Annotated in this window: 21 protein-coding genes; 9 read left to right on the top strand and 12 right to left on the bottom strand. The window is 49.7% G+C overall.

The window, feature by feature from the left end; translation table 11 throughout:
* Nucleotides 1-44: 44 nt before the first annotated feature.
* Nucleotides 45-1,514 carry a hypothetical protein gene (locus Q1A54_RS00880; RefSeq protein WP_299984335.1) on the bottom strand — a complete coding sequence of 490 codons (1,470 nt, stop codon included), beginning with the start codon at nt 1,512-1,514 and terminating at the stop codon, nt 45-47.
* A 387-nt stretch (nt 1,515-1,901) separates the two neighbouring features.
* On the opposite strand from Q1A54_RS00880, the gene Q1A54_RS00875 reads away from it, so the two are divergent.
* The 5 genes from Q1A54_RS00875 to Q1A54_RS00855 all read left to right on the top strand — a co-directional run bounded on the left by Q1A54_RS00875 (nt 1,902) and on the right by Q1A54_RS00855 (nt 6,902).
* Nucleotides 1,902-2,879: an NAD-dependent epimerase/dehydratase family protein gene (locus Q1A54_RS00875; protein WP_299984333.1), complete on the top strand. Its 978-nt coding sequence runs from the start codon at nt 1,902-1,904 to the stop codon at nt 2,877-2,879.
* Between the two features lie 265 nt (nt 2,880-3,144).
* Entirely contained in the window at nt 3,145-3,816 is a 672-nt protein-coding gene (locus Q1A54_RS00870; RefSeq protein WP_299984331.1) for a BT1926 family outer membrane beta-barrel protein, read from the top strand.
* A 164-nt stretch (nt 3,817-3,980) separates the two neighbouring features.
* Nucleotides 3,981-4,322 (top strand): thioredoxin domain-containing protein, encoded by a 342-nt coding sequence (locus Q1A54_RS00865; RefSeq protein WP_299984329.1) that lies wholly within the window; start codon nt 3,981-3,983, stop codon nt 4,320-4,322.
* 109 nt (nt 4,323-4,431) lie between these two features.
* Nucleotides 4,432-5,850: a DUF4403 family protein gene (locus Q1A54_RS00860; RefSeq protein ID WP_299984327.1), complete on the top strand. Its 1,419-nt coding sequence runs from the start codon at nt 4,432-4,434 to the stop codon at nt 5,848-5,850.
* A 62-nt stretch (nt 5,851-5,912) separates the two neighbouring features.
* The gene (locus Q1A54_RS00855) at nt 5,913-6,902 is read left to right on the top strand and encodes a YihY/virulence factor BrkB family protein (RefSeq protein WP_299984325.1); all 990 of its coding nucleotides are present in this window, start codon (nt 5,913-5,915) and stop codon (nt 6,900-6,902) included.
* Between the two features lie 74 nt (nt 6,903-6,976).
* Here the strand turns inward: Q1A54_RS00855 and rlmN are convergent, their stop codons facing one another.
* A complete protein-coding gene (gene rlmN, locus Q1A54_RS00850) occupies nt 6,977-8,053 on the bottom strand; it encodes a 23S rRNA (adenine(2503)-C(2))-methyltransferase RlmN (RefSeq protein ID WP_196119059.1) in 1,077 nt (358 codons plus the stop codon).
* 21 nt (nt 8,054-8,074) lie between these two features.
* Nucleotides 8,075-8,503 (bottom strand): thioesterase family protein, encoded by a 429-nt coding sequence (locus tag Q1A54_RS00845; RefSeq protein ID WP_299984322.1) that lies wholly within the window; start codon nt 8,501-8,503, stop codon nt 8,075-8,077.
* Between the two features lie 248 nt (nt 8,504-8,751).
* Between Q1A54_RS00845 and mnmD the strand changes: the two genes are divergently transcribed.
* From mnmD to Q1A54_RS00830, 3 genes are all read left to right on the top strand, one after another.
* On the top strand, nt 8,752-9,429 hold the full coding sequence (gene mnmD, locus Q1A54_RS00840) for a tRNA (5-methylaminomethyl-2-thiouridine)(34)-methyltransferase MnmD (RefSeq protein WP_299984320.1): 678 nt from the start codon (nt 8,752-8,754) through the stop codon (nt 9,427-9,429).
* 54 nt (nt 9,430-9,483) lie between these two features.
* A complete protein-coding gene (locus tag Q1A54_RS00835) occupies nt 9,484-10,023 on the top strand; it encodes a glutathione peroxidase (protein ID WP_299985436.1) in 540 nt (179 codons plus the stop codon).
* 271 nt (nt 10,024-10,294) lie between these two features.
* Nucleotides 10,295-10,600, top strand: coding sequence for a hypothetical protein (locus tag Q1A54_RS00830; RefSeq protein WP_007652269.1), 306 nt, complete (start codon nt 10,295-10,297; stop codon nt 10,598-10,600).
* Between the two features lie 120 nt (nt 10,601-10,720).
* Here Q1A54_RS00830 and Q1A54_RS00825 read toward each other — a convergent pair whose 3' ends face one another.
* Together Q1A54_RS00825 and bshC are read right to left on the bottom strand one after the other, a co-directional pair.
* On the bottom strand, nt 10,721-11,311 hold the full coding sequence (locus Q1A54_RS00825) for a 5-formyltetrahydrofolate cyclo-ligase (protein WP_299984318.1): 591 nt from the start codon (nt 11,309-11,311) through the stop codon (nt 10,721-10,723).
* The gene (gene bshC / locus Q1A54_RS00820; protein ID WP_299984316.1) at nt 11,311-12,888 is read right to left on the bottom strand and encodes a bacillithiol biosynthesis cysteine-adding enzyme BshC; all 1,578 of its coding nucleotides are present in this window, start codon (nt 12,886-12,888) and stop codon (nt 11,311-11,313) included. The genes Q1A54_RS00825 and bshC overlap by 1 nt, the downstream gene beginning before the upstream one ends.
* Nucleotides 12,889-13,140: 252 nt before the next feature.
* Between bshC and Q1A54_RS00815 the strand changes: the two genes are divergently transcribed.
* Entirely contained in the window at nt 13,141-13,521 is a 381-nt protein-coding gene (locus tag Q1A54_RS00815; RefSeq protein WP_299984314.1) for a PH domain-containing protein, read from the top strand.
* Between the two features lie 32 nt (nt 13,522-13,553).
* Here Q1A54_RS00815 and Q1A54_RS00810 read toward each other — a convergent pair whose 3' ends face one another.
* From Q1A54_RS00810 to Q1A54_RS00780, 7 genes are all read right to left on the bottom strand, one after another.
* Nucleotides 13,554-13,949 (bottom strand): hypothetical protein, encoded by a 396-nt coding sequence (locus Q1A54_RS00810; RefSeq protein WP_299984312.1) that lies wholly within the window; start codon nt 13,947-13,949, stop codon nt 13,554-13,556.
* Between the two features lie 197 nt (nt 13,950-14,146).
* Nucleotides 14,147-15,460 carry a 30S ribosomal protein S12 methylthiotransferase RimO gene (gene rimO, locus Q1A54_RS00805; RefSeq protein WP_196119084.1) on the bottom strand — a complete coding sequence of 438 codons (1,314 nt, stop codon included), beginning with the start codon at nt 15,458-15,460 and terminating at the stop codon, nt 14,147-14,149.
* 230 nt (nt 15,461-15,690) lie between these two features.
* A complete protein-coding gene (locus Q1A54_RS00800) occupies nt 15,691-16,206 on the bottom strand; it encodes a carboxypeptidase regulatory-like domain-containing protein (RefSeq protein ID WP_299984310.1) in 516 nt (171 codons plus the stop codon).
* 18 nt (nt 16,207-16,224) lie between these two features.
* Nucleotides 16,225-17,184: a signal recognition particle-docking protein FtsY gene (ftsY, locus tag Q1A54_RS00795; RefSeq protein WP_299984308.1), complete on the bottom strand. Its 960-nt coding sequence runs from the start codon at nt 17,182-17,184 to the stop codon at nt 16,225-16,227.
* A gap of 113 nt (nt 17,185-17,297) precedes the next feature.
* Complete coding sequence (locus Q1A54_RS00790) at nt 17,298-17,450, bottom strand: DUF4295 domain-containing protein (protein ID WP_007652248.1); 153 nt, start codon at nt 17,448-17,450, stop codon at nt 17,298-17,300.
* Nucleotides 17,451-17,452: 2 nt separating this feature from the next.
* Nucleotides 17,453-17,641 (bottom strand): 50S ribosomal protein L33, encoded by a 189-nt coding sequence (gene rpmG / locus Q1A54_RS00785; RefSeq protein ID WP_007652246.1) that lies wholly within the window; start codon nt 17,639-17,641, stop codon nt 17,453-17,455.
* 133 nt (nt 17,642-17,774) lie between these two features.
* A complete protein-coding gene (locus Q1A54_RS00780; RefSeq protein ID WP_299984306.1) occupies nt 17,775-19,358 on the bottom strand; it encodes an aminopeptidase P family protein in 1,584 nt (527 codons plus the stop codon).
* Nucleotides 19,359-19,376 lie beyond the last annotated feature (18 nt).

The following is a 19,376-nucleotide window of genomic DNA, read 5'->3' as shown; positions in this document are numbered from 1 at the left end:
TTACTTGATTTATGCTGTTTGTTCAGGTATAGACCTGACTCCAATTATTCTTCTGTTTTAGGCGGTGGACGGCGGATAACTGGCCGTGGGCGTGGTGGCTTTGACTTTTCCGGCTGAGGTTCGGGTATAGGCTGCTCCTCTGTTGTCGTTGCCTCCGGTTTTTCCTTTGCCGTTGAACCTCCTCCCTCCTGCTGTTCTTCTGTTTTCAGCTCCGTGCCCGGTGCAACTGCTGGCGGTGTTGGTCTTTTGATGATCGGACGCGGACGAGGCGGCTTAGCTGGCGGTGCAGCATCAGGCTCAACTCCCGATGTGTTCTCAGCTGACTTATCCTCTGGCTGTTCAGCTCCTTTATCTGGTGTAGCCGGCGTTCCTGCTACAGGTGCCTGTTCTGGTGATTTAACCTCTGAAGATACATCTGCACCAGCGTCAGGTATAGCAACGCTACTCTCGGCACTTTTAGCCTCTTCTAGTTTCGCTTCCGGAGCTACTGCTTTGCTCAAAGCAGCTGGACGCTTAATAACAGGCCGTGGCCTTGATGGCTTTGGTGTATCGGCGGAGGCTGATTGAGCCGGGTTTTCTATACCTGTTGACGCTGCTTGTGCAGCAGTTGGCTGGTCTTCTTTACCTGCATTAGACTGCTGTTGCTCCGCAGGTTTTTGCAAGGCTGCCGGCCTTTTGATGACCGGTCTTGGCCGTGCTGGCTTTGGGGCTTCTGCGGCTGCTTCGCTTGCCGGTGCTATACCTTCGGCGGGCTTTTCCGGAGTAGCTTGCTCCTCACCTTGTGAAGGCTTCTGCAGAGCGACAGGTCGTTTGATCACCGGCCTTGGTCGGGCTGGCTTAGCAGGTTCAGCTGATGCCTCTGAAGTAGCGGTCGGCTCAGGTATAGCTGTGGCATTCTGCTCTTCGCTGCCAGTCTGTTCTTCTGGTTTTGAAAGAGCTGCCGGACGCTTAATCACTGGTCTGGCTCGTGGCACGGCTGGCTCCTGCGGTGCAGGCACATCTGCAGGATTGTCGGTAGACGCTTCGGCAGCTGGCTTAGGTATAACCGGACGCTTAATAACTGGCCTGGCCTTCGGAGCTGTAGGCATTGTTTCTTCAGCTGGCTTTTCGGAAGCTGACTGGTCTTCGGTTGTTGGTGTTTGCAAAGCGGCAGGTCGGCGCACCACAGGCCTTGGCTTAGGCGCTGCAGCAGGCATAACTGGCTTTTCCTCAATTGTTTCCTGTGGAACATCAGGTATAGCTGCTGGGCTTTCGGCTTCAGGCTTCGGAGCAGGAGCAGCGGCTCGTCGGGCAGCTGGCCGCGGAGCAGCTGTGGGAGCTGGCTTGGGCACGTCTTCCTCCCGCAAGTGGTAGCGCAGTCGTACGTTGTTGAGCACCATTTTCACGGCCACATAAAAGCTGTTGGGGTGCATTTGCGCATACATGCTCTCCCAAGCCTGGAACCGGGCCGGGTCTTCTGCCGCAAAGGCTTGCTTGTTTATTCGCTTTTTTATGAGGTACTCTTCAAACGTCATAGTGCGCTGACCGTGTGCTATACCTGCAAAGGTACGGAAACAGGCCTGAATCGTGTTTAATATTCGCTTTATAGGCCTGCCACACTCACTGCAGAGGCCTTTTGCTCAACAAATATAAGAAAATCGCACTCCTGAAACAGGCTGGCATTATTTCTATTTTACCATTGCATTACTTAATCATTAAATCTGTCGGCAGCTATTTCAGTACCCGATTAGCCGCTATACCTTTGGTTCGTGGTGAAAGTATTAGGTTAAGATTAATTTAGTGAGCATGAAGCGCTTGCCTTTGGCAGGCGTTTTCTATTTCAGGCCCCTTGGGATTCTTGCGCTTATATTTTCAGGATTGGCCTGAAATCGGTTACTTTGTGCAACTAATTTATTCTGACTATGGCAAACACAAGTGACACGGTATTGGTGATTGGCGCCTGCGGACAACTTGGCTCTGAACTCACCCTGGAGCTCCGCAACATGTATGGCGGTTCTAATGTAGTGGCAGCCGATATCGCGGCTCCTAAGCAGGCTGACCTCCGCGACTCAGGCCCATTTGAGAAGGTGGATGTACTGGACACAAACGTACTGGCCGAACTGGCCTCCAAATATAAATTCAAGCAGATCTACCACTTGGCAGCGGTGCTGTCTGCCACGGGAGAAAAGAACCCAAAGTTTGCCTGGAAGCTGAACATGGAAGGCCTGTTCAATGTGCTGGACCTGTCGCTGGAGCACAAGGTGCAGAAGGTATACTGGCCAAGCTCTATAGCCGTATTCGGCCCGAACACGCCGCGCCAGAACACACCGCAGCACACCATCATGGACCCGAACACGGTGTATGGCGTAAGCAAGCAAGCAGGCGAGCGCTGGTGTGAATACTATTTCCAGAAATACGGACTAGACGTGCGCAGTCTTCGTTACCCTGGCCTGATCGGCTACAAGGCCCTGCCAGGCGGCGGCACTACTGACTATGCTGTGGATATCTACCACAAAGCCTTGGAGGGCGAAACATACGAGTGCTTCCTGAGCGAGAATACTTACCTGCCGATGATGTACATGCCAGACGCGCTTAAGTCCACGTTGGACCTGATGCACGCACCGGCTGAGCAAGTAAAGATCCGCGACTCTTACAACCTGAGCGCCATGAGCTTCTCTCCGAAAGAGATCACCGAATCTATCCAGAAGTTTATCCCTGACTTCAAGATCACTTACAAGCCCGACTACCGTCAGCAAATCGCCGACTCGTGGCCACAGAGCATTGACGACAGTGCCGCTCAGCAGGATTGGGGTTGGAAGCCTGCCTATGACCTTGATGCCATGACGGAGGATATGCTGCTCAATCTGAAGAAGATGAAAGAAGAGCAGACACTGGCTTAGGTATAAGTATTGGGACATTGACATTTGCAGAACTGAAGCTACTATAACGGTATACTTTAGTCCTTCAATCTTATAGTATACAAGCGAAAGCGGGTGGTGCGAAAGCATCACCCGCTTTTTTATTTAGCCAATAACACGCTATTTATCTGACACTTAAACAGCACCAGCTCTCAGAAAAACAATTTTAATTCATACTTATACCTTAAACTATTCAAAACGGCATAATATTTGATTTTGTCTATATATACTTATCCAAACCATCTATATGAAACTAAAACTACTAGCCCTTTCCTGCTGCCTGGCCGCAGCCTTCACAGCGCAGGCGCAGACTGCAGAGATGGCCCAGCCTAAAAACAAAACTTACAAACCTACTGCCGGCGACATTACCATTGAAGTGAGTGTCAATTTGGAATATGGCACATTCCTGAACGGTGGTCAGCTGCGTGTCCGTAAGTTTACTGCCGAACATAAGGCCCTGCGTCTAGGCACCAGTATAGACTATACCTATAGCAAAATGGACGCTGAAACCTATAATTCTACTTTCGGAATTAGCCTGGCACCAGGTATAGAAAGGCACTTTGGTGGTACTAACAGGCTTTCACCTTATATCGGAGTCGAGTTACCAATTGGTTTCAGAACATCGAAGTATGAAACGGATCATTTATCTGTAAAGGGATCGACAGCCTATAACAGTTCAGCGGATAGAGCCAATTTCAACATTGGCTTAAACGGCCTGGCAGGTGTCGATTATTATTTTGCGCCACGGTTTTACATGGGGTTCGAAGTTGGTGCAGGGGTGCGCTACAATAAATACAATGACATTGAAACTACCTTCAAAAGAGATTTACCTAACTCTTCGCAGGAAATAGAAGGTTACCACTCCATTCACTTCTCTCCTTTTGCCAGTGGAGGTCTCCGGGTAGGTTTTGTATTTTAATAAAGATTAAAGATTAGCTACACTTATACAATCAGCCGCCAGCATCTTGTTGGCGGCTGTTTTCTTATTCAGCAGTTAACCTATATTTTGCACAAAACGTCTATAAGTTACAGAAGCACAGTCGCAGGACCTGGCAGGTATGCGACGACCCAAAACACTAGACCATGACTGTAACTGATATAAATGACGATAAGCTAAGGCAGCTGATATTTGAGAAAGAAAGAGTAATCGTAAAATTCACTGACCCGGCCTGCCCGGTATGCAAAGAGCTTTCCCCTTCTTTTCGCAAATTCTCTACTGAACCACAATACCATAACATCACGTTTGCGCGCATGAGTGCCAGCGAGAATCCAGTGTCCAGTCAGGAAGTGAAGCTCACGGGCACGCCATTTTTCGCTTCTTACCTAAAAGGAACAATTCAGGAGTGCGGCATTGTTGACACCGAAGAAGGCATTCGCGCTATGCTGTCCCGGCTTTTACAACCAGCTAGTCAGGAAACCAGATAATAACACATCGGGTAGAGCACGGACAATGGACAAATGCCCTTAACTTGCGCCATAATTTAGAAGGCTATACCGCGTGTTCCGACTCACTACCCTACAGCTTGTTTTTATTTTGTTTGTACTCAGCAGCCTGCTTGCGTTTCAGGCATGCTCCAGTACTGCTCGCCTGAACACTACTGCCCCAGCAGCTACCGTGTCAAATGCGCCTGTTTATAAGCCGAAGCTCTCCTCTGTCAGTATACCTGTTTCCATTCCGTTGGCTGCTATTGAAGACAAGATCAACGAGGAAATACAGGGTGCCCTTTACAAAGACGACAACCTGGACGATGACAACCTGATGGTCACCGTGCTCAAAAAGGGCCGCATGACCATCCGGGCCGATAAGGACAAGCTCTACTTCAGTGTGCCATTGCAGGTATACGCCAAGGGCCGCTGGCAGTGGGAACCCTGCAAAGCCTGTCCCTCATTCAGCAAGACTGAAGCCACTTCTTTCGACATGGTCGTGCGCACCGAGAGTCGCTTTGGCCTCACCGATGACTACAAAGTAAATACCATCACGAGCGGCAATTTTGAGTGGGGCGACACCAAGCCTTACATCAACCTGGGTCCGCTTAAGATCGGCTTGGCCCGCTTTATAGAGCCCGCCATGAAGCAGCAGATGAACACCATCGCCCGCCAGCTGGACAAAGAAATACAGAGTCGCCTGAACCTGCGCCAGTACGTGGCCGACACCTGGGTGCAGCTGCAGCAACCTGTGAAGCTGGACGACAACCTCAATGCCTGGCTCACCGTGAATCCACAGGAGGTGCGTATGGCTCCTCTATACGCTCATAACGGCAGTTTGCATACCCGCATCGGCATCAGCTCTTTTATACAGGTGAGCACTGACGGCAAGCCGCAAACAAAGGTAAACAAGAACCTGCCTCGCCTGATCATCGACAGCCGCATGAGCGACGACATCCAGATCGGTCTGACTGCTACCGTGCCTTATGCCCATGCCAGCAGCCTGATGCAGCAGCAAGTGGCTAACCAAACCTATACCTTCGACGAGGGCAAAAGCCAGCTGACTGTTAAGGACGCCGCCATCACCCCAAGTGGCGAGCAGCTTGTGCTGATGCTGGACGTGGACGGCAAAACCAAGGCAGGCCTCTTTACTAAGAAACTAGTCGGCAAGCTATACCTGCGCGGCACACCTTACTATGATGCCCAAACTGCCTCTATCAGGCTGCGTGACGTGGATTATGACCTCGACACCAGAGACATGCTATTGAACACGGCTAATTGGCTGGCCAAGAACAAGTTCAAGGAGATGATTCAAAGTCAGGTGAACATACCAGTGCAAAGTCAACTAACTGATGTGCGCAACATGTTGCAGCAGACACTGAACCAGTCAGGTCGATTGCACGAATCGGTATTGCTGCGTGGGGCCGTCAGCGAATTGGCGCTTGAGAATATTTACCTGAGCCCTTCAGGTATACAAGCTGTTGTCAATGCCAGAGGCAGCCTTACCGCCACCATTGATAAGCTTTAGCATTTCCAACCTAACATTTCCCGCTGTCGTATCAAAAAGCTATTCTGATACAGACACGCGATATGACAAAATCTTTAACAGGCATTATATTCCCTCTTGCAAAGAATACCTTTAGTGGGTTTCTGGACAACGGTTCTCTTATGTTGGCTGCGGCACTGGCCTTCAATGCCATTTTCTCAATCCCTCCCCTGCTGGTCATCATCATACAGGCCGCCGGGTACTTCCTTGGCGAGAAGGCCGTTTCAGGTGAACTTTCCAGCCAGATTTCAGGGGCGATAGGTCCCAGTGCAGCTGATTCCATTGAGACCATCGTACAGAATGCGGCTTTGAGCGAAGGAGGCGGTATAGCGTTCTGGATAGGTATAGGCACGCTGATCTTCGCATCCACTACGTTTTTTGCTACGTTGCAGGAGTCGCTGAATAGGGTATGGAACGTGAAACCGAAGCCGACAAACGGCATCGTGAAGATGCTGAAGGTGCGCCTGTTCTCGTTTGGCATCGTGCTAAGCATCGCCCTGCTGATGCTAGTGTCGCTATTGCTTAGTGCAGTGATTTCCATCCTCAGCGACTATCTCCGCGAGATCTTCGACAGCTACCTGCAATTTATCTCGCCTGATGTGCTGTATTTCCTCATCAAGGCCATGGACTTTATTCTGTCGGTTGCCATTATAACGGCCCTGTTTTCACTTATTTTCAAGTACCTGCCCGATGCCTTTATCAAATGGAAAGATGTGTGGGTAGGCGCTTTGATCACGGCACTGCTGTTCACTATTGGCAAATTCCTGATCAGCTGGTTCATCAGCACCAGCGACCCGGGCTCAGCCTATGGGGCTGCCGGCTCCATTATCGTAATTTTAGTATGGATCTACTACTCGTCGCTGATCGTGCTGTTCGGGGCGGAGTTCACCCAGCAGTATGCCGCTGAGTTTGGCCAGGAGATAAGGCCCAAGGAGCATGCGGTGCTGTTCAGAGAGCAGGAGATCACCAATAACCCGCACGACATATCCAGCGGCAGACCAAGGCCGGAAGGCAGGTTCAACAAAGCCAGCTGACATAAACCCAAGTAAAGCAAAATGCCCCTGCTACAGGTATAGCAGGGGCATTTTGCTTTATCATTAGCCTAAACTTAAGCAGCAGGCTGTTTCTCTTTTACGGCGAGCTGGCCGCAGGCAGCATCGATGTCTTTGCCACGGCTGCGGCGCACGTTCACCTGCACCCCACGGTCGGCGAGGTAGTAGATGAAGTTCTGCCAGCGCTCTTCATCCGTATTTTTGTAGTCGGCGTTCTCAATCGGGTTATACTCGATCAGGTTGATCTTGCAAGGTATCACTTTGGAGAAACGATACAGTTCTTCGGCATCCTGTAGGGTGTCGTTGAAGTTCTGGAACACGATGTACTCGTACGTCACCTTGCGGCCTGTCACTTCATGGAAGTGCTTCAGAGCATCGGTCAGTGCCTCCAGTGAATTGGTCTCGTTGATCGGCATGATTTGGTTGCGCTTCTCGTCGTTGGCGGCGTGCAGCGACAGGGCCAGATTAGCTTTCACACCATCATCCGCCATTTTCTTGATCATCTTGGCTATACCTGCCGTGCTCACCGTGATGCGGCGTGCAGCCATACCCAGGCCGTCGTGCGCTGTGATACGTTCAATGCTCTTCATCACATTGGCATAGTTGAGCATCGGCTCGCCCATACCCATGTACACGATGTTGGTAAGCGGCTGACCATACTGTTGCATGCTCTGCTCATTGATGCGCACTACCTGATCGTATATCTCGGCGGCATCGAGGTTACGCACACGGTCCATGTAGCCGGTGGCGCAGAACTTGCATGTAAGCGAGCACCCTACCTGGCTACTCACACAGGCGGTTTTGCGCTCTTCGTGCGGTATAAGCACACCCTCCACGATGTTACTGTCATGCAGTTTGAAAGCAGATTTGATGGTACCGTCGTTGCTGAGCTGCTTGGTGGCTACCTGCACCGCGTTAATGGCGAAGTGCTGGTCCAGCTTTTCGCGCAGGGCCAGGCTCACGTTGTTCATCTCCTCGAAGGACTGGGCAGAGTGCTTCCAGATCCACTCATAGACCTGCTTGGCACGGAACGCTTTCTCGCCCTGCTCCACCAGCCATGCCTTTAAGTCGTCGAGCGACAGCTTACGGATGTCTTTCTTATTTAAAACGGGTATATCTGCAATCAAATTCATACCACAAAATTACAAAAATACTTAGGCTTTAGTTTCAATCCGGGCTTTTACTTCATCAGGCAGTGCCATTAATTTTCGTTCTTGGTAGTTAAAGCAGAGCATGCCGGTCTTGGCGCGGGCCACTTCCTTGCCGTTTTGGTTGAGCACGTGGTAGGTGATGTCGAAGCCATACTTGTGCACATCGTCAAAGGACAGCCGCAGCGTCAGCACATCACCATAGAAGCCCTCGCCCTTGTACTCGATGGCAACATCGGCCATGATCAGGCTGGCACCACCCATATCGAGCTCAGTATAGCCGAAGTGCCTGAGCAATTGCAGGCGTGCCTCATGCAGGATAGAGAGCAGGGCATCGTTGCCCAGATGAGCGCCATAGTTGAGATCAGTAATGCGCACAGGTATAGTTGCCTCGAAGGACACATGTTCAGGTATAGCTACTTTGATGCGGGGCATGTTTTGAGTTAAAAAGGTAAAAAGTTAAAAAGGTAAAAAGTTATTTGAGTTTAAGAGTTGGGAAGTTTGAGAGTTTAAGAGATGTAGTTTAAACTTCTCTATTCATTCATCATTATCCATTACTCATTATTCATTCATTATTATTCACTCTTCATTATCCATTACTCATTAATGATTATTCATTCCTCACTATTAATTATTCATTAATCATTCGCCATTGCTTACATTTGTAAAGTAAACAAATAATCATGCATCTCGAAATCAGGCAGACCAAAGACGGCTCCAACACCTTGTACGTGCCCGAACTGAACGAGCACTACCACTCGGTGCATGGCGCTTTGCAGGAGTCGCAGCATGTCTTCATTAAGCACGGCCTGGAGCATGTGCTCAATCTCCGCAAAGACATCAAGATTCTGGAGGTAGGTTTTGGCACCGGCCTCAACGCCATCCTCACTTACCCCATCGCGCTGGCTCAGAAGGCTTTCATACAATACGACACACTGGAGAAGTTTCCGCTGGAAATGAAGGTGGTAGAGCAACTGCAGTTTGACAAAGTGATTCTGAATCCTGAGCTGCACGATGCATTTCTGGAACTTCACAAAGCTCCCTGGAATGAGCCGGTTGACGTAATCCCTTACTTTACGCTGCAGAAAATCCACGAAACGCTGGAAGAGTTTGTGCCACCGCGTGCTTATTACGACCTGATCTATTTCGACGCCTTCGCTCCCGAGAAGCAGCCTGAACTCTGGTCTGACAAGATGTTTGATAAGTTATTCCAGGCTACCCGCCCCGGTGGTGTGTTGGTTACTTACTGCGCAAAGGGCTCCTTTAAGCGAAGCCTGAAAGCAGCTGGTTACGAAGTAGAGGCACTCCCAGGCCCTCTGGGCAAGCGTGAAATGACACGCGGCATCAAACCGGTGGAGTAAAACCTTTTCGCTTATTTTCGGTTGAGGTATAGCAAATACTTAAAACGAATAATGATGAGCATGTCAAATCAAAATAGCCCCTTCTATAACCTGTCAGCGACCTCTTTGCAGGGCAAAGAAGTCAATATGGAGAACTTCAAAGGCAAAGTCGTGCTGGTGGTGAACACTGCCAGTAACTGCGGTTTTACGCCCCAATACGAAGGTCTGGAGGAGCTTTATAGGAAGTATAAGGACGATGGCCTGGTGGTGGTGGGCTTCCCCTGCAACCAGTTCGGCAATCAGGAGCCGGGAGGAAAAGAAGAGATTGAACAGGGTTGTCTGGTGAACTATGGCGTGAGCTTCCCCATGATGGAGAAAGTGGACGTGAACGGTCGTAATACCCATCCGGTATTCCAGTACCTGAAGTCAGAGCTTGGAGGACTGCTGGGCAGCCGTGTGAAATGGAACTTCACTAAATTTCTGATTGATGCCAACGGAAACCCGGTGAAACGCTATGCTCCTATCACCAAACCCGAGAAGATAACACCGGATATAGAGCGCTTGCTTAATAAAACAGAAGTAACGCCTGACAAGCTAGAGCAATCTAACAAATAGCATATCAAGGAGTTACAAGCTACCCTAAATGTAAAATTTAAATGCCTGCACAGGTATAGAATCTCATTTACTTAAACTTTGATTTATCACAAGTGTCTCCTTATTAAGGAATTACAACAAAGTTTTATCTCAATAAAGTATAATTCAAGCACTTGCATAAACCGCTCACCATTTTTTTTAATTGTTATACTTCAAAAATTGTTTTATTTCTGGAATTAAGTCTTATTTTGCATTGTCTTAGAGCAATGAAAGCAAATCAACAGGAAGCAAAATGAAGAAATTATTACAGAAAGTGGTGAAGCCTTTCCAGGCGAAGTACGAAGTAGTTTGTACGACTTACCAGGTTATACCTGGCCTGCCAGTGAACAAGAACGAATCCAGACACCAGTTTGAACGCGGCGCAGTAGTAGAAGCCCGTGATTTTTACACAAAAGTGGTGAGCTCAGACATGACCCGCACCATGGCACCTGTTGAAGTGCAGCTGCGCAAGATTTACCTGGGTGGCAAGACAATTGAGCAGGCTGAATTCGGCCCTGTAGCTCAGCTTCGCCAAGTGGTAAATGGCAAAAAGAAATAAGGCTCTTAAGAGCCTCAAACAAAAAGCCCCGCTGCAGTGATGCAGCGGGGCTTTTTGTTTGAGGCTTATGTAACGTCCTGATCTCAGTTGACACCAACCAAGCTTAGGTAGCACTGCAAACTAACTATGCAACGCTAATGTTTCCGGCCACACCCCGTCGGGTGTTATGGCAAAGTCGAGTGGTACATCATATACATTTGGGTCGGCTATACGCTCTACAGGCGGCTCCAGCGACAGCCCTACCTTCACAACATCTGGTCGGCAGTCAGCCAGGAAACGGTCGTAGAAGCCCTTGCCATACCCTACGCGATGGCCTTGCTTATCGAAAGCCAGCAAAGGGATCAGCACTAAATCTACTTCATGGGCGTGGACAATCTCGGCATCCTGCGGCTCAGGTATACCCCAGGCATTTTCTACCAGCACCGACTCTTCCGTTAGCTGATGGTGTGAAAGCGTATGCTGTTCGGCATCCGTTACGGGCACAACTACGCGCACCTCAGGACACTCCAGCCGCAACCGCTCAATAATGGGCCAGGTGTTTACCTCATTGTTTTTGATAATCGGCAAGAATACGTGTACGATCTGCCCTGCCTGAAGAGGAAAGTGCTGGAAAAACAAGTCAGCTATACGCTGGCTCCGCACAGCAACCTCGTCGACGGACAGGGCACGGCGACGTTGTAGCATGGTTTTGCGCAGCTCGGCTTTGTGCATTATTCTTCCTCCAGTATTGTGAATTTAAATTCCAGCGGGTCAAAAGCCTCTACCAGTGCAGGTATAAAGTTCGGGTGGTTGGTCTGGTATGAGAGCAGGTTGTCTTGGCGTTCCTGCAAGCTGCCGTTCGGGAAGAGTTTGTCCTTCAGGTTTTCAAGTTGTTTGAAGGTTTGCTCGTGCTTGCTGTCACGCGCTTTGGACAGCTTCTTCTCGAGCATTTGCAATGAATTGTGCGCTTTCTGCTGTTCAGCCGCTACTGCTCTTACTAAGGTCGGATCAATCCCCTCGGCCAGCGCTTCTACTTGTTTAAACGCTTTGGCTACAGCCTCACGCTGCGTTTCCAGGTTAATCTCCTCTTCGTGCAGCTGCGACGAGAGCTTCTTCTTCAGCTCCTGATAATCCTGGAACAAGTCGAGCGGATCAAGCCCCAGTTTATGCATGCGGTTGGCGTTCGGCTTGCTGATGTACAGAGCCGAGTTTCGCAGCATGATGATCGGGAAGGTTACCTGGTGTGCTTCAAACACTTTACAAAGCTGGAACCAGTATGCCACCTCTGCTCCACCGCCAATGTAGGCCAGGTTCGGCAGCACCATCTCTTCGAAGAGCGGACGAAGTATCACATTCGGGCTAAAACGTTCCGGGTGTTGCTGTGCCTCCTGCAGGATTTCTTCTTGGGAAAAGCTAATCTCGGTATTAAGTACCTTATACCTGTCGCCTTCCTGCACGATGCGCTCGCGCATGCCGTCCTGCAGGTAAAACAGGTTGATCTCACGTGAAAACACCTGCGGTTTGTAGCCTAGCTGCTCCAACTGTGCGTTCGTCTCCTCTACCAGCTTGTTCGACAGCTGCTCGGTCAGCTCTTTCTCTACTACAGGTATAAGCGCCTTCTTCAGCTCTTTGTGGTCGCCGTCGATGCTCACCAAACCATACTCGCCAAACAGCGCATGGGTGATGGCAAGGGTTGCGTCGGCCAGTGTCTTACTGTTGCGGTAAGCGTCCTCAAAAATCGGGAAAGCCTCCGGCAATTCTTCCAGCACCTTGTCAAGTCCGGTTGTTGCAAATCGACCCACGGCACCTTTCTGCTCCGACTCCCAGGTATAGCGCTTGCCAAATAGGTTGAAGTGGTTGATCTCCGCGAAGTCATGGTCTTCGGTGGCCATCCAGTATACCGGCACAAAGTTGTAATCCGGGTAAGCTGCCTGCAACTGGCGACAAGTGTTGATAGCCGTTACGATCTTATACACGAAGTAGAGTGGCCCCGTGAAGATGTTGAGCTGGTGCCCTGTGGTCACGGTATAGGTATTGGGCTGCTGCAACAGCTCCAGGTTTTGCTGTACAGCTGGGTGGATATCTGATAAAGAACCATACTGCTCCTGCAGCGCCTGATGCAAGGTGTGGCGCTGGGCTTCCGAAAACTGCTTCTCCTTGATCTGTTCGCCAAAAGCCTCCAGCGTCGGAAAGCGGTGATAGAACGTCTTTAGCTTTTCGCTTTGTGACAGGTAATCGGCTATCGTCTGGGAGAAAGCGCCAGTAGCGGCATAGTCTACTTTGGTGATTTTCATATCAGTTACTTCCATCTGCTCTGTTTTGTGGCTTTACGCTGTATAGCTATACCTGGAGGGTATAACAAAACACGTTCACCTATGTTGCGCCACAAAGTACGTGTTTTTTATTTTCGATATATAGCTGATACGATAGAAAACAGGTATAGGCGGACGGAATCAGAATTTAGGCACCCACTGCCCTCGCTCCAAAAGCTTTCAATGCGAGGGCTTTAGTAGACAAACTAAAGGTATAAAGTCCGTATACTTAGCTAAAAATCAAACGATATGGGATTATTGAACGGATTAATGGGTCATGCCTCGGCAGTGCCTGTTGAAAAACTCACAAAAGAATTTCAGCCCATCCTGCTCGATGATGAGCAAATTGAAAAGGCTTTCCGCCTGATCCGTGACATGCTGGTGTTCACGAACAAGCGGCTGATCGTAGTGAATAAGCAAGGTATAACGGGTTCTAAAATTGAATACCAAAGTGTGCCTTATGCCAGCATCAAGATGTTCTCAAAAGAGAGCGCCGGCATGCTCGACTTCGATGCCGAGCTGAAGATCTGGCTGACAGGTGAAGCATCGCCCACTATCAAGCAGGAATTCCGCAAAGGCGACAATGTGAATGAGGCTTACAAAGTGCTAAGCAAGTATGTGCTGAAATAAATTAGAGTGAGTCAAGTATGTGCTGAAATAAATTAGAGTGAGTTGAGCCAGCCCTCCGCATTTTCGGTCGTTTCAAATCCATTCGCAATACCATCCCGCACCATCTGGATGGCTCTGTCAGTGGAGAGACGACTGAAGTAATCTTGCGAATAAACAGCGGCATGGTATCGCAAACCAGCCTGCCCGGCTCGTGGGTGCCAGTCAAAGGCTAGCCAATCAGTCAGTTCTACCCACAGCCCCTGCACGTCGTAGTGGTTGTCAAGTAGTTTGTGGCAGCGTTCTTTCTGCAGGAAAAACAGAATCTGCTCATATCCCTGCTTGATGACCTCGCTGGTAAAGGCCCCATGCCAGGTAGCTGCAATGTAATCTTCTACCGCATTATACTCGAGTGTAAGGGAATCAGTAGTGAGTAATTTGATGTGCCGCATACAGGTAGGAAAGGCTTTGCAGCGTCTAAAACTGCTCCTTGAACTATATTTAGGTTTCTGAATACCATAATACATAATTCCGGGCTATAAACAAAAAAGGAAATTCCCTGTGGGCCGTAGCACGCAAGGAATTTCCTTTGATTATGGTTATTAGCAGTATCGGGTTTTTAACGCCCAATCTTTGATTTTCAGTTAATTTACAGCACTACCTCACCGTATAGGTCGAAGTCAGAAGCATCAGTGATCTTCACGTTGGCAAAGTCCCCCAGACGCACATACTGGCTATCGGCTGGCACAAGCACTTCGTTGTCCACCTCCGGTGAGTCGTACTGCGTACGGCCCACGAAGTAACCGCTTTCTTTGCGGTCGAAGAGCACTTTGTAAGTCTTGCCTACTTTCTCTTCGTTCAGTTCCACTGATATACCTTGCTGCAGCTCCATGATAGCATCGGCACGCTCCTGCTTTACCTCGTCCGGTACGTTGTCCTCCAGGGTATGGGAGTGGGTGTTTTCTTCGTGTGAGTAGGTAAAGATGCCCAGACGCTCGAAGCGGGTTTCCTCTACCCAATCGTACAGCTCCTGGAAATCCTTGTCTGTTTCACCCGGGTGCCCGGCGATAAGAGTCGTACGCAGGGCAATATCCGGCACACGCTGACGAATCTGGTCTACCAGCTCAATGGTGCGGCGCTTGCTGATACCGCGGCGCATGGTCTTGAGCATGTTGTCGGAAATATGCTGCAACGGCATGTCCATGTACTTGCAGATGTTCTCACGCTCGTTCATCACGTCAAACACCTCCATTGGGAACTGTGACGGATAAGCATACTGCATGCGGATCCAGTCTATACCTTCTACATCCGACAGGTTGCGGAGCAGGTCAGCCAGCTTGCGCTCACCGTAATGCTGTAAGCCGTAATAAGTTAAATCCTGCGCTATCAGCACCAATTCTTTTGTGCCCATGCTAGCAAGTCGTTTCGCCTCTTTTACCAGGTCTTCAATCGGACGGTCCACGTGCTTGCCGCGCATCAAAGGGATAGCACAGAAAGAGCAAGGACGGTTACAGCCCTCGGCTATCTTAAAGTAAGCGAAGTGCGAAGGCGTCGTGATGAGTCGTTCGCCGATCAGCTCGTGCTTGTAGTCTGCCTCCAGCTTTTTGAGAAGCTGCGGCATCTCCAGCGTACCGAAGTAAGCGTCTACCTGCGGGATCTCTGCTTCCAGCGAATCCTTGTAGCGCTGCGACAGACAACCTGTTACGTACAGCTTGTCGATCTGGCCCATTTCTTTGGCCTCAGCGTAGCGCAGTATGGTATCAATAGACTCCTGCTTGGCATTGTCGATAAAGCCGCAGGTGTTCACGATGATGATATTTGAATCATCCTTCTCAGACTCGTGCGCTACGTCCATGTCATTGGCCCGCAGCTGCCCCATCAGCACTTCCGAATCCACCAGGTTTTTAGAACAACCCAATGTGATCACGTTTACCTTGTCTTTCTTTAAACTTCTTACTTTCACTTATCTATGTATTAGCGCGATAATTCCCAATTACTCAAAACCATTGCGGCTGCGCATTAGTTCGATTGGGCAAATGAACTGCAAAAGTACAACATGTTTAGGTAATAAAAGAACGGCCCACTGTATAGCGGGCTGATTTGTTTTATAGCTATAGAAGCTGAGCTATACCTTTACTGGATTTGATCCTAACTGTGGTAACTCCGAGCTAATGCCCTGGATGATGTGCTTCGTTAATAAAAGGCGTTGTAGTTAACCAGAAACTCTACTTCCGTTACTTCACCTTCTTTAACCTCCACCGGAAAGATGTTCATATCGCCGTCAAGAAGGTTGGCGAATAGTCCGTCATCCTCTTTTGTGAAAAGGCTATACCTGCCGGGCTCCAGACGAACCGCAAAGTTGCCGCTGGCGTCTGTTTTTACCTGGGTTATAAGTTTGGTTTGTATGGCGGTGTGGAAAACACCGTCTTTGGATGTGGTTTGTGAACTGTTGGTCAGCTCGTAAATGTACACGGTGCGCTCCACACCGCGGCGACCGCTGCTGGTTGGAGCATCCGGGGAAGGCATTTGGTTGCCCGCCTCCCAGAGTATCTGCCCCTGTATACCTTGCTTGATCTGCATCTGCTGGCCTGTTTGCGTTTTAGATTCCTGCTGCGCTTCCTGGGCTTCGCTTTCCTGCCCTGACGTACCTTGGGTACCGTTACAAACGGTCAGCAACAGCGACATCCCTATCAACAGCAATTTTCCCATACAGGCAACAGCAAAAATCTATTTGCGGGAGAAGAATGACTCTACGAACTGGTTTTTGTCGAACAACTGCAGGTCTTCTATCTTCTCGCCTACCCCAATGTACTTCACCGGAATCTTAAACTCGTCCGATATACCGATCACCACACCGCCTTTAGCCGTACCGTCCAATTTGGTGATAGCCAGTGCGGTTACGTCGGTGGCTTTGGTGAACTCACGCGCCTGAATCAGGGCGTTCTGGCCTGTACTGCCGTCGAGTACCAGCAACACTTCGTGTGGGGTGTCTGCTGTGATCTTCTGCATCACACGCTTAATCTTCGACAACTCGTTCATCAGGCCCACTTTGTTGTGCAGTCGGCCCGCTGTATCGATGATCACGACGTCAGCGCCAATGTCCACCCCTTTCTTTACGGCATCATAGGCCACAGAGGCTGGATCCGTGTTCATGCCGTGCGAAATTACCGGCACGCCTACACGCTCACCCCAGATAATCAGCTGATCAACGGCGGCGGCACGGAAGGTATCGGCGGCACCCAGCACGACTTTCTTACCGGCTTTGTGGAATTGCGAGGCCAGCTTACCGATGGTGGTGGTTTTACCCACGCCGTTCACGCCCACGACCATGATCACGTACGGCTTTATACCTGCCGGCAAATCGAAGTTGGCGCCATCACCGGCACGGTTCTCTTCGAGCAAGGCGGCAATCTCTTCGCGCAGGATTCTGTCGAGCTCACTTGTGCTCACATATTTGTCACGCGCGACACGCTTCTCGATGCGGTCGATGATCTTTACCGTCGTCTCTACCCCCACGTCCGCATGCACCAGAATTTCCTCAAGTTCGTCCAGCACCTCCACGTCTACCGTGGATTTACCAACGACTGCTTTACTCAATTGCCCGAAAAAGCTGGTTTTGGTTTTCTCTAGACCTTTGTCGAGCGATTCTTTCTTTTGCTCTTTGCTGAAAAAGTCAAAAATTCCCATTTGCGTGTTTTGTAGGGTGAGACTATCTCGGTGTGATACGGTAATATACTAAAAAAGTCCCAGCAAAGGGACTTTTTCGTGTATTCTATCTATGTATAGTAGAGTAGGCTTAATTACTTCTTAAGGAACTCCTGTACTTTGTCAACAGGCACCATCTCTTCTTTAAAGCTGTAAGCACCAGTTTTTGGAGACTTAACGGCTTTGATCACTTTTGCCCAATCTTTACCTGTAGCGGTCTTTAGGGTTGCAACTACCTTCTTAGCCATGGTTATTTAATTTCTTTATGTACAGTTACTTTTTTCAACACAGGGTTATACTTCTTAAGCTCTAGACGCTCAGCAGTATTCTTTCTGTTTTTGGTAGTGATGTACCTTGAAGTTCCAGGCATGCCAGTCGCTTTATGCTCTGTGCACTCCATAATTACCTGGATTCTATTACCTTTTGCTTTTTTAGCCATCTCAACAGTAAATTTTTATTTAGGACTGCAAATATACAAGCTTAAATCTCTAATTACAAACAAAGTATAAATTTTTCTGCAGAAGCTTTTTAGCTGCGCTCTCTGCCACGTTTATACATCGTTCAAAATGCCTCTAATCGAGCACTGGAAGCTTGAAACCGTCCAATGCGCTCGGCTGGGCCATTGTTTTCTCAATTTCCTCTATTGTGCGGGGCGCCTGCTTCGACAGGTTCTCCCAGCCTTTATCAGTGATCAGGATATCATCTTCAATGCGTACGCCGATTCCCCACCACTTCTTGTCACACGGGCTTCCTTCCGGAATGTAAATGCCCGGCTCCACCGTAATCACCGTGTTGGCCTGAAAAGGCCCGTAGCTGCCACGGTCGTGCACATCGAGCCCCAGGTAGTGCGAAGTGCCATGCGGAAAATAACGCTGCACTTCTTCACGCTTTTTAATGATGCCCAGTTTAACGAGTCCGTCTGCTATCACGGCTTCGGCAGCCTGGTGCGGTGCATTGAAAGCGTTTCCTACCTTGCACTGCTGAAATCCTGCCTCCTGCGCTTTGAGCACCAGTTCATAAATGGCACGCTGCTCTTTTGTGAATTTGCCGTTGGCAGGTATAGTGCGCGTTACGTCGGCAGTATAGCCCAGGTATTCCGCCCCCACATCCATCAGCACGAGTTCGCTGCCAGGTATAGCCGGCTTGGCACTGGAAATATAATGCAGCACACAGCCATTGTTGCCGGCTCCCACTATGCTGGGGTAACCTACATGCTGCGCACCGTATTTTTTGAACACAAACTCGTGTATACCCTGCACCTCCATTTCGGACATGCCTGGCTTCATGGCCTTCATCACCTCAATCTGCCCGATAGCCGACATACTTGCCGCTTTGCGAAGCAAACTGATTTCCGCTTCTGTCTTCACTTCCCGCATGCCGTCCAGCGCTTGGTCTAGCGTGAAAGCATCGAGCTTCTGCTTAGGTATAGCGGCTACGGCTTTGGTGCGGGCACGCATGTCTTTTGCCTGCAGATAACCTTGCAGCGCCTGATCTTGTCGCAGACTTGGCTCTTGCTGCATGGCTTCCTGAATATACGCCACTACCCCCTCGGCCTGCGCCAGTCCATGCTCGCGCACGATGCCATATAGCATACTGCGTGTCGCACTGAATTTGCTCGGGTACTTTACCTTCGTCTTGAACTGGCTAAGCAGACTGTACAAATCAGCTTCATCAGCAGCATCGTCGCGCACATCGTGCGGCAGGCTTTTGATCAGGATCTGCTGCAGATTGGAGGTGTCAAGCTTGAAGGAGGCAAAGTCGGTGTTCGCCAGTGTGGCTATACCTAGCTCCTTTTCCGCCCCTTCTACGCCTTGACGTTTGCCGTTCCACAGTTCATGCATCTCATCGTTGGGCTGCACAAACAGTACTTCCTGTACCTGTTTCCCGTTCACGTTCTGCGGACTCTTAAAGAGCAACAGCACAGCGTTCGGCTCCTTGTATCCGGTCAGGTAGTAGAAATCGGGGTCGGGATGATAGTAGTAGTCCACGTCATTGGCGCGGTTGCGCACGGGACTGGCAAAAAGAACGGCAACGGAGCGAGGGGGCAGCTGTTGCCGCAGTACCTCTCTCCGTTGCCGGTGAAACTCTTTATCTAAAGTATCAGATGGCTTTCCCGAGCCTGCATGCGGTTGCGCTACTGCCGTAAAAGACAGCAAGCATAACAGTACACACAG

Origin of the sequence: uncultured Pontibacter sp., from assembly GCF_947502515.1 — a bacterium.
GTDB lineage: Bacteria > Bacteroidota > Bacteroidia > Cytophagales > Hymenobacteraceae > Pontibacter.
Note: the sequence above shows the minus strand (reverse complement) of the source record. Positions and strands in the feature narration are given on the sequence as shown.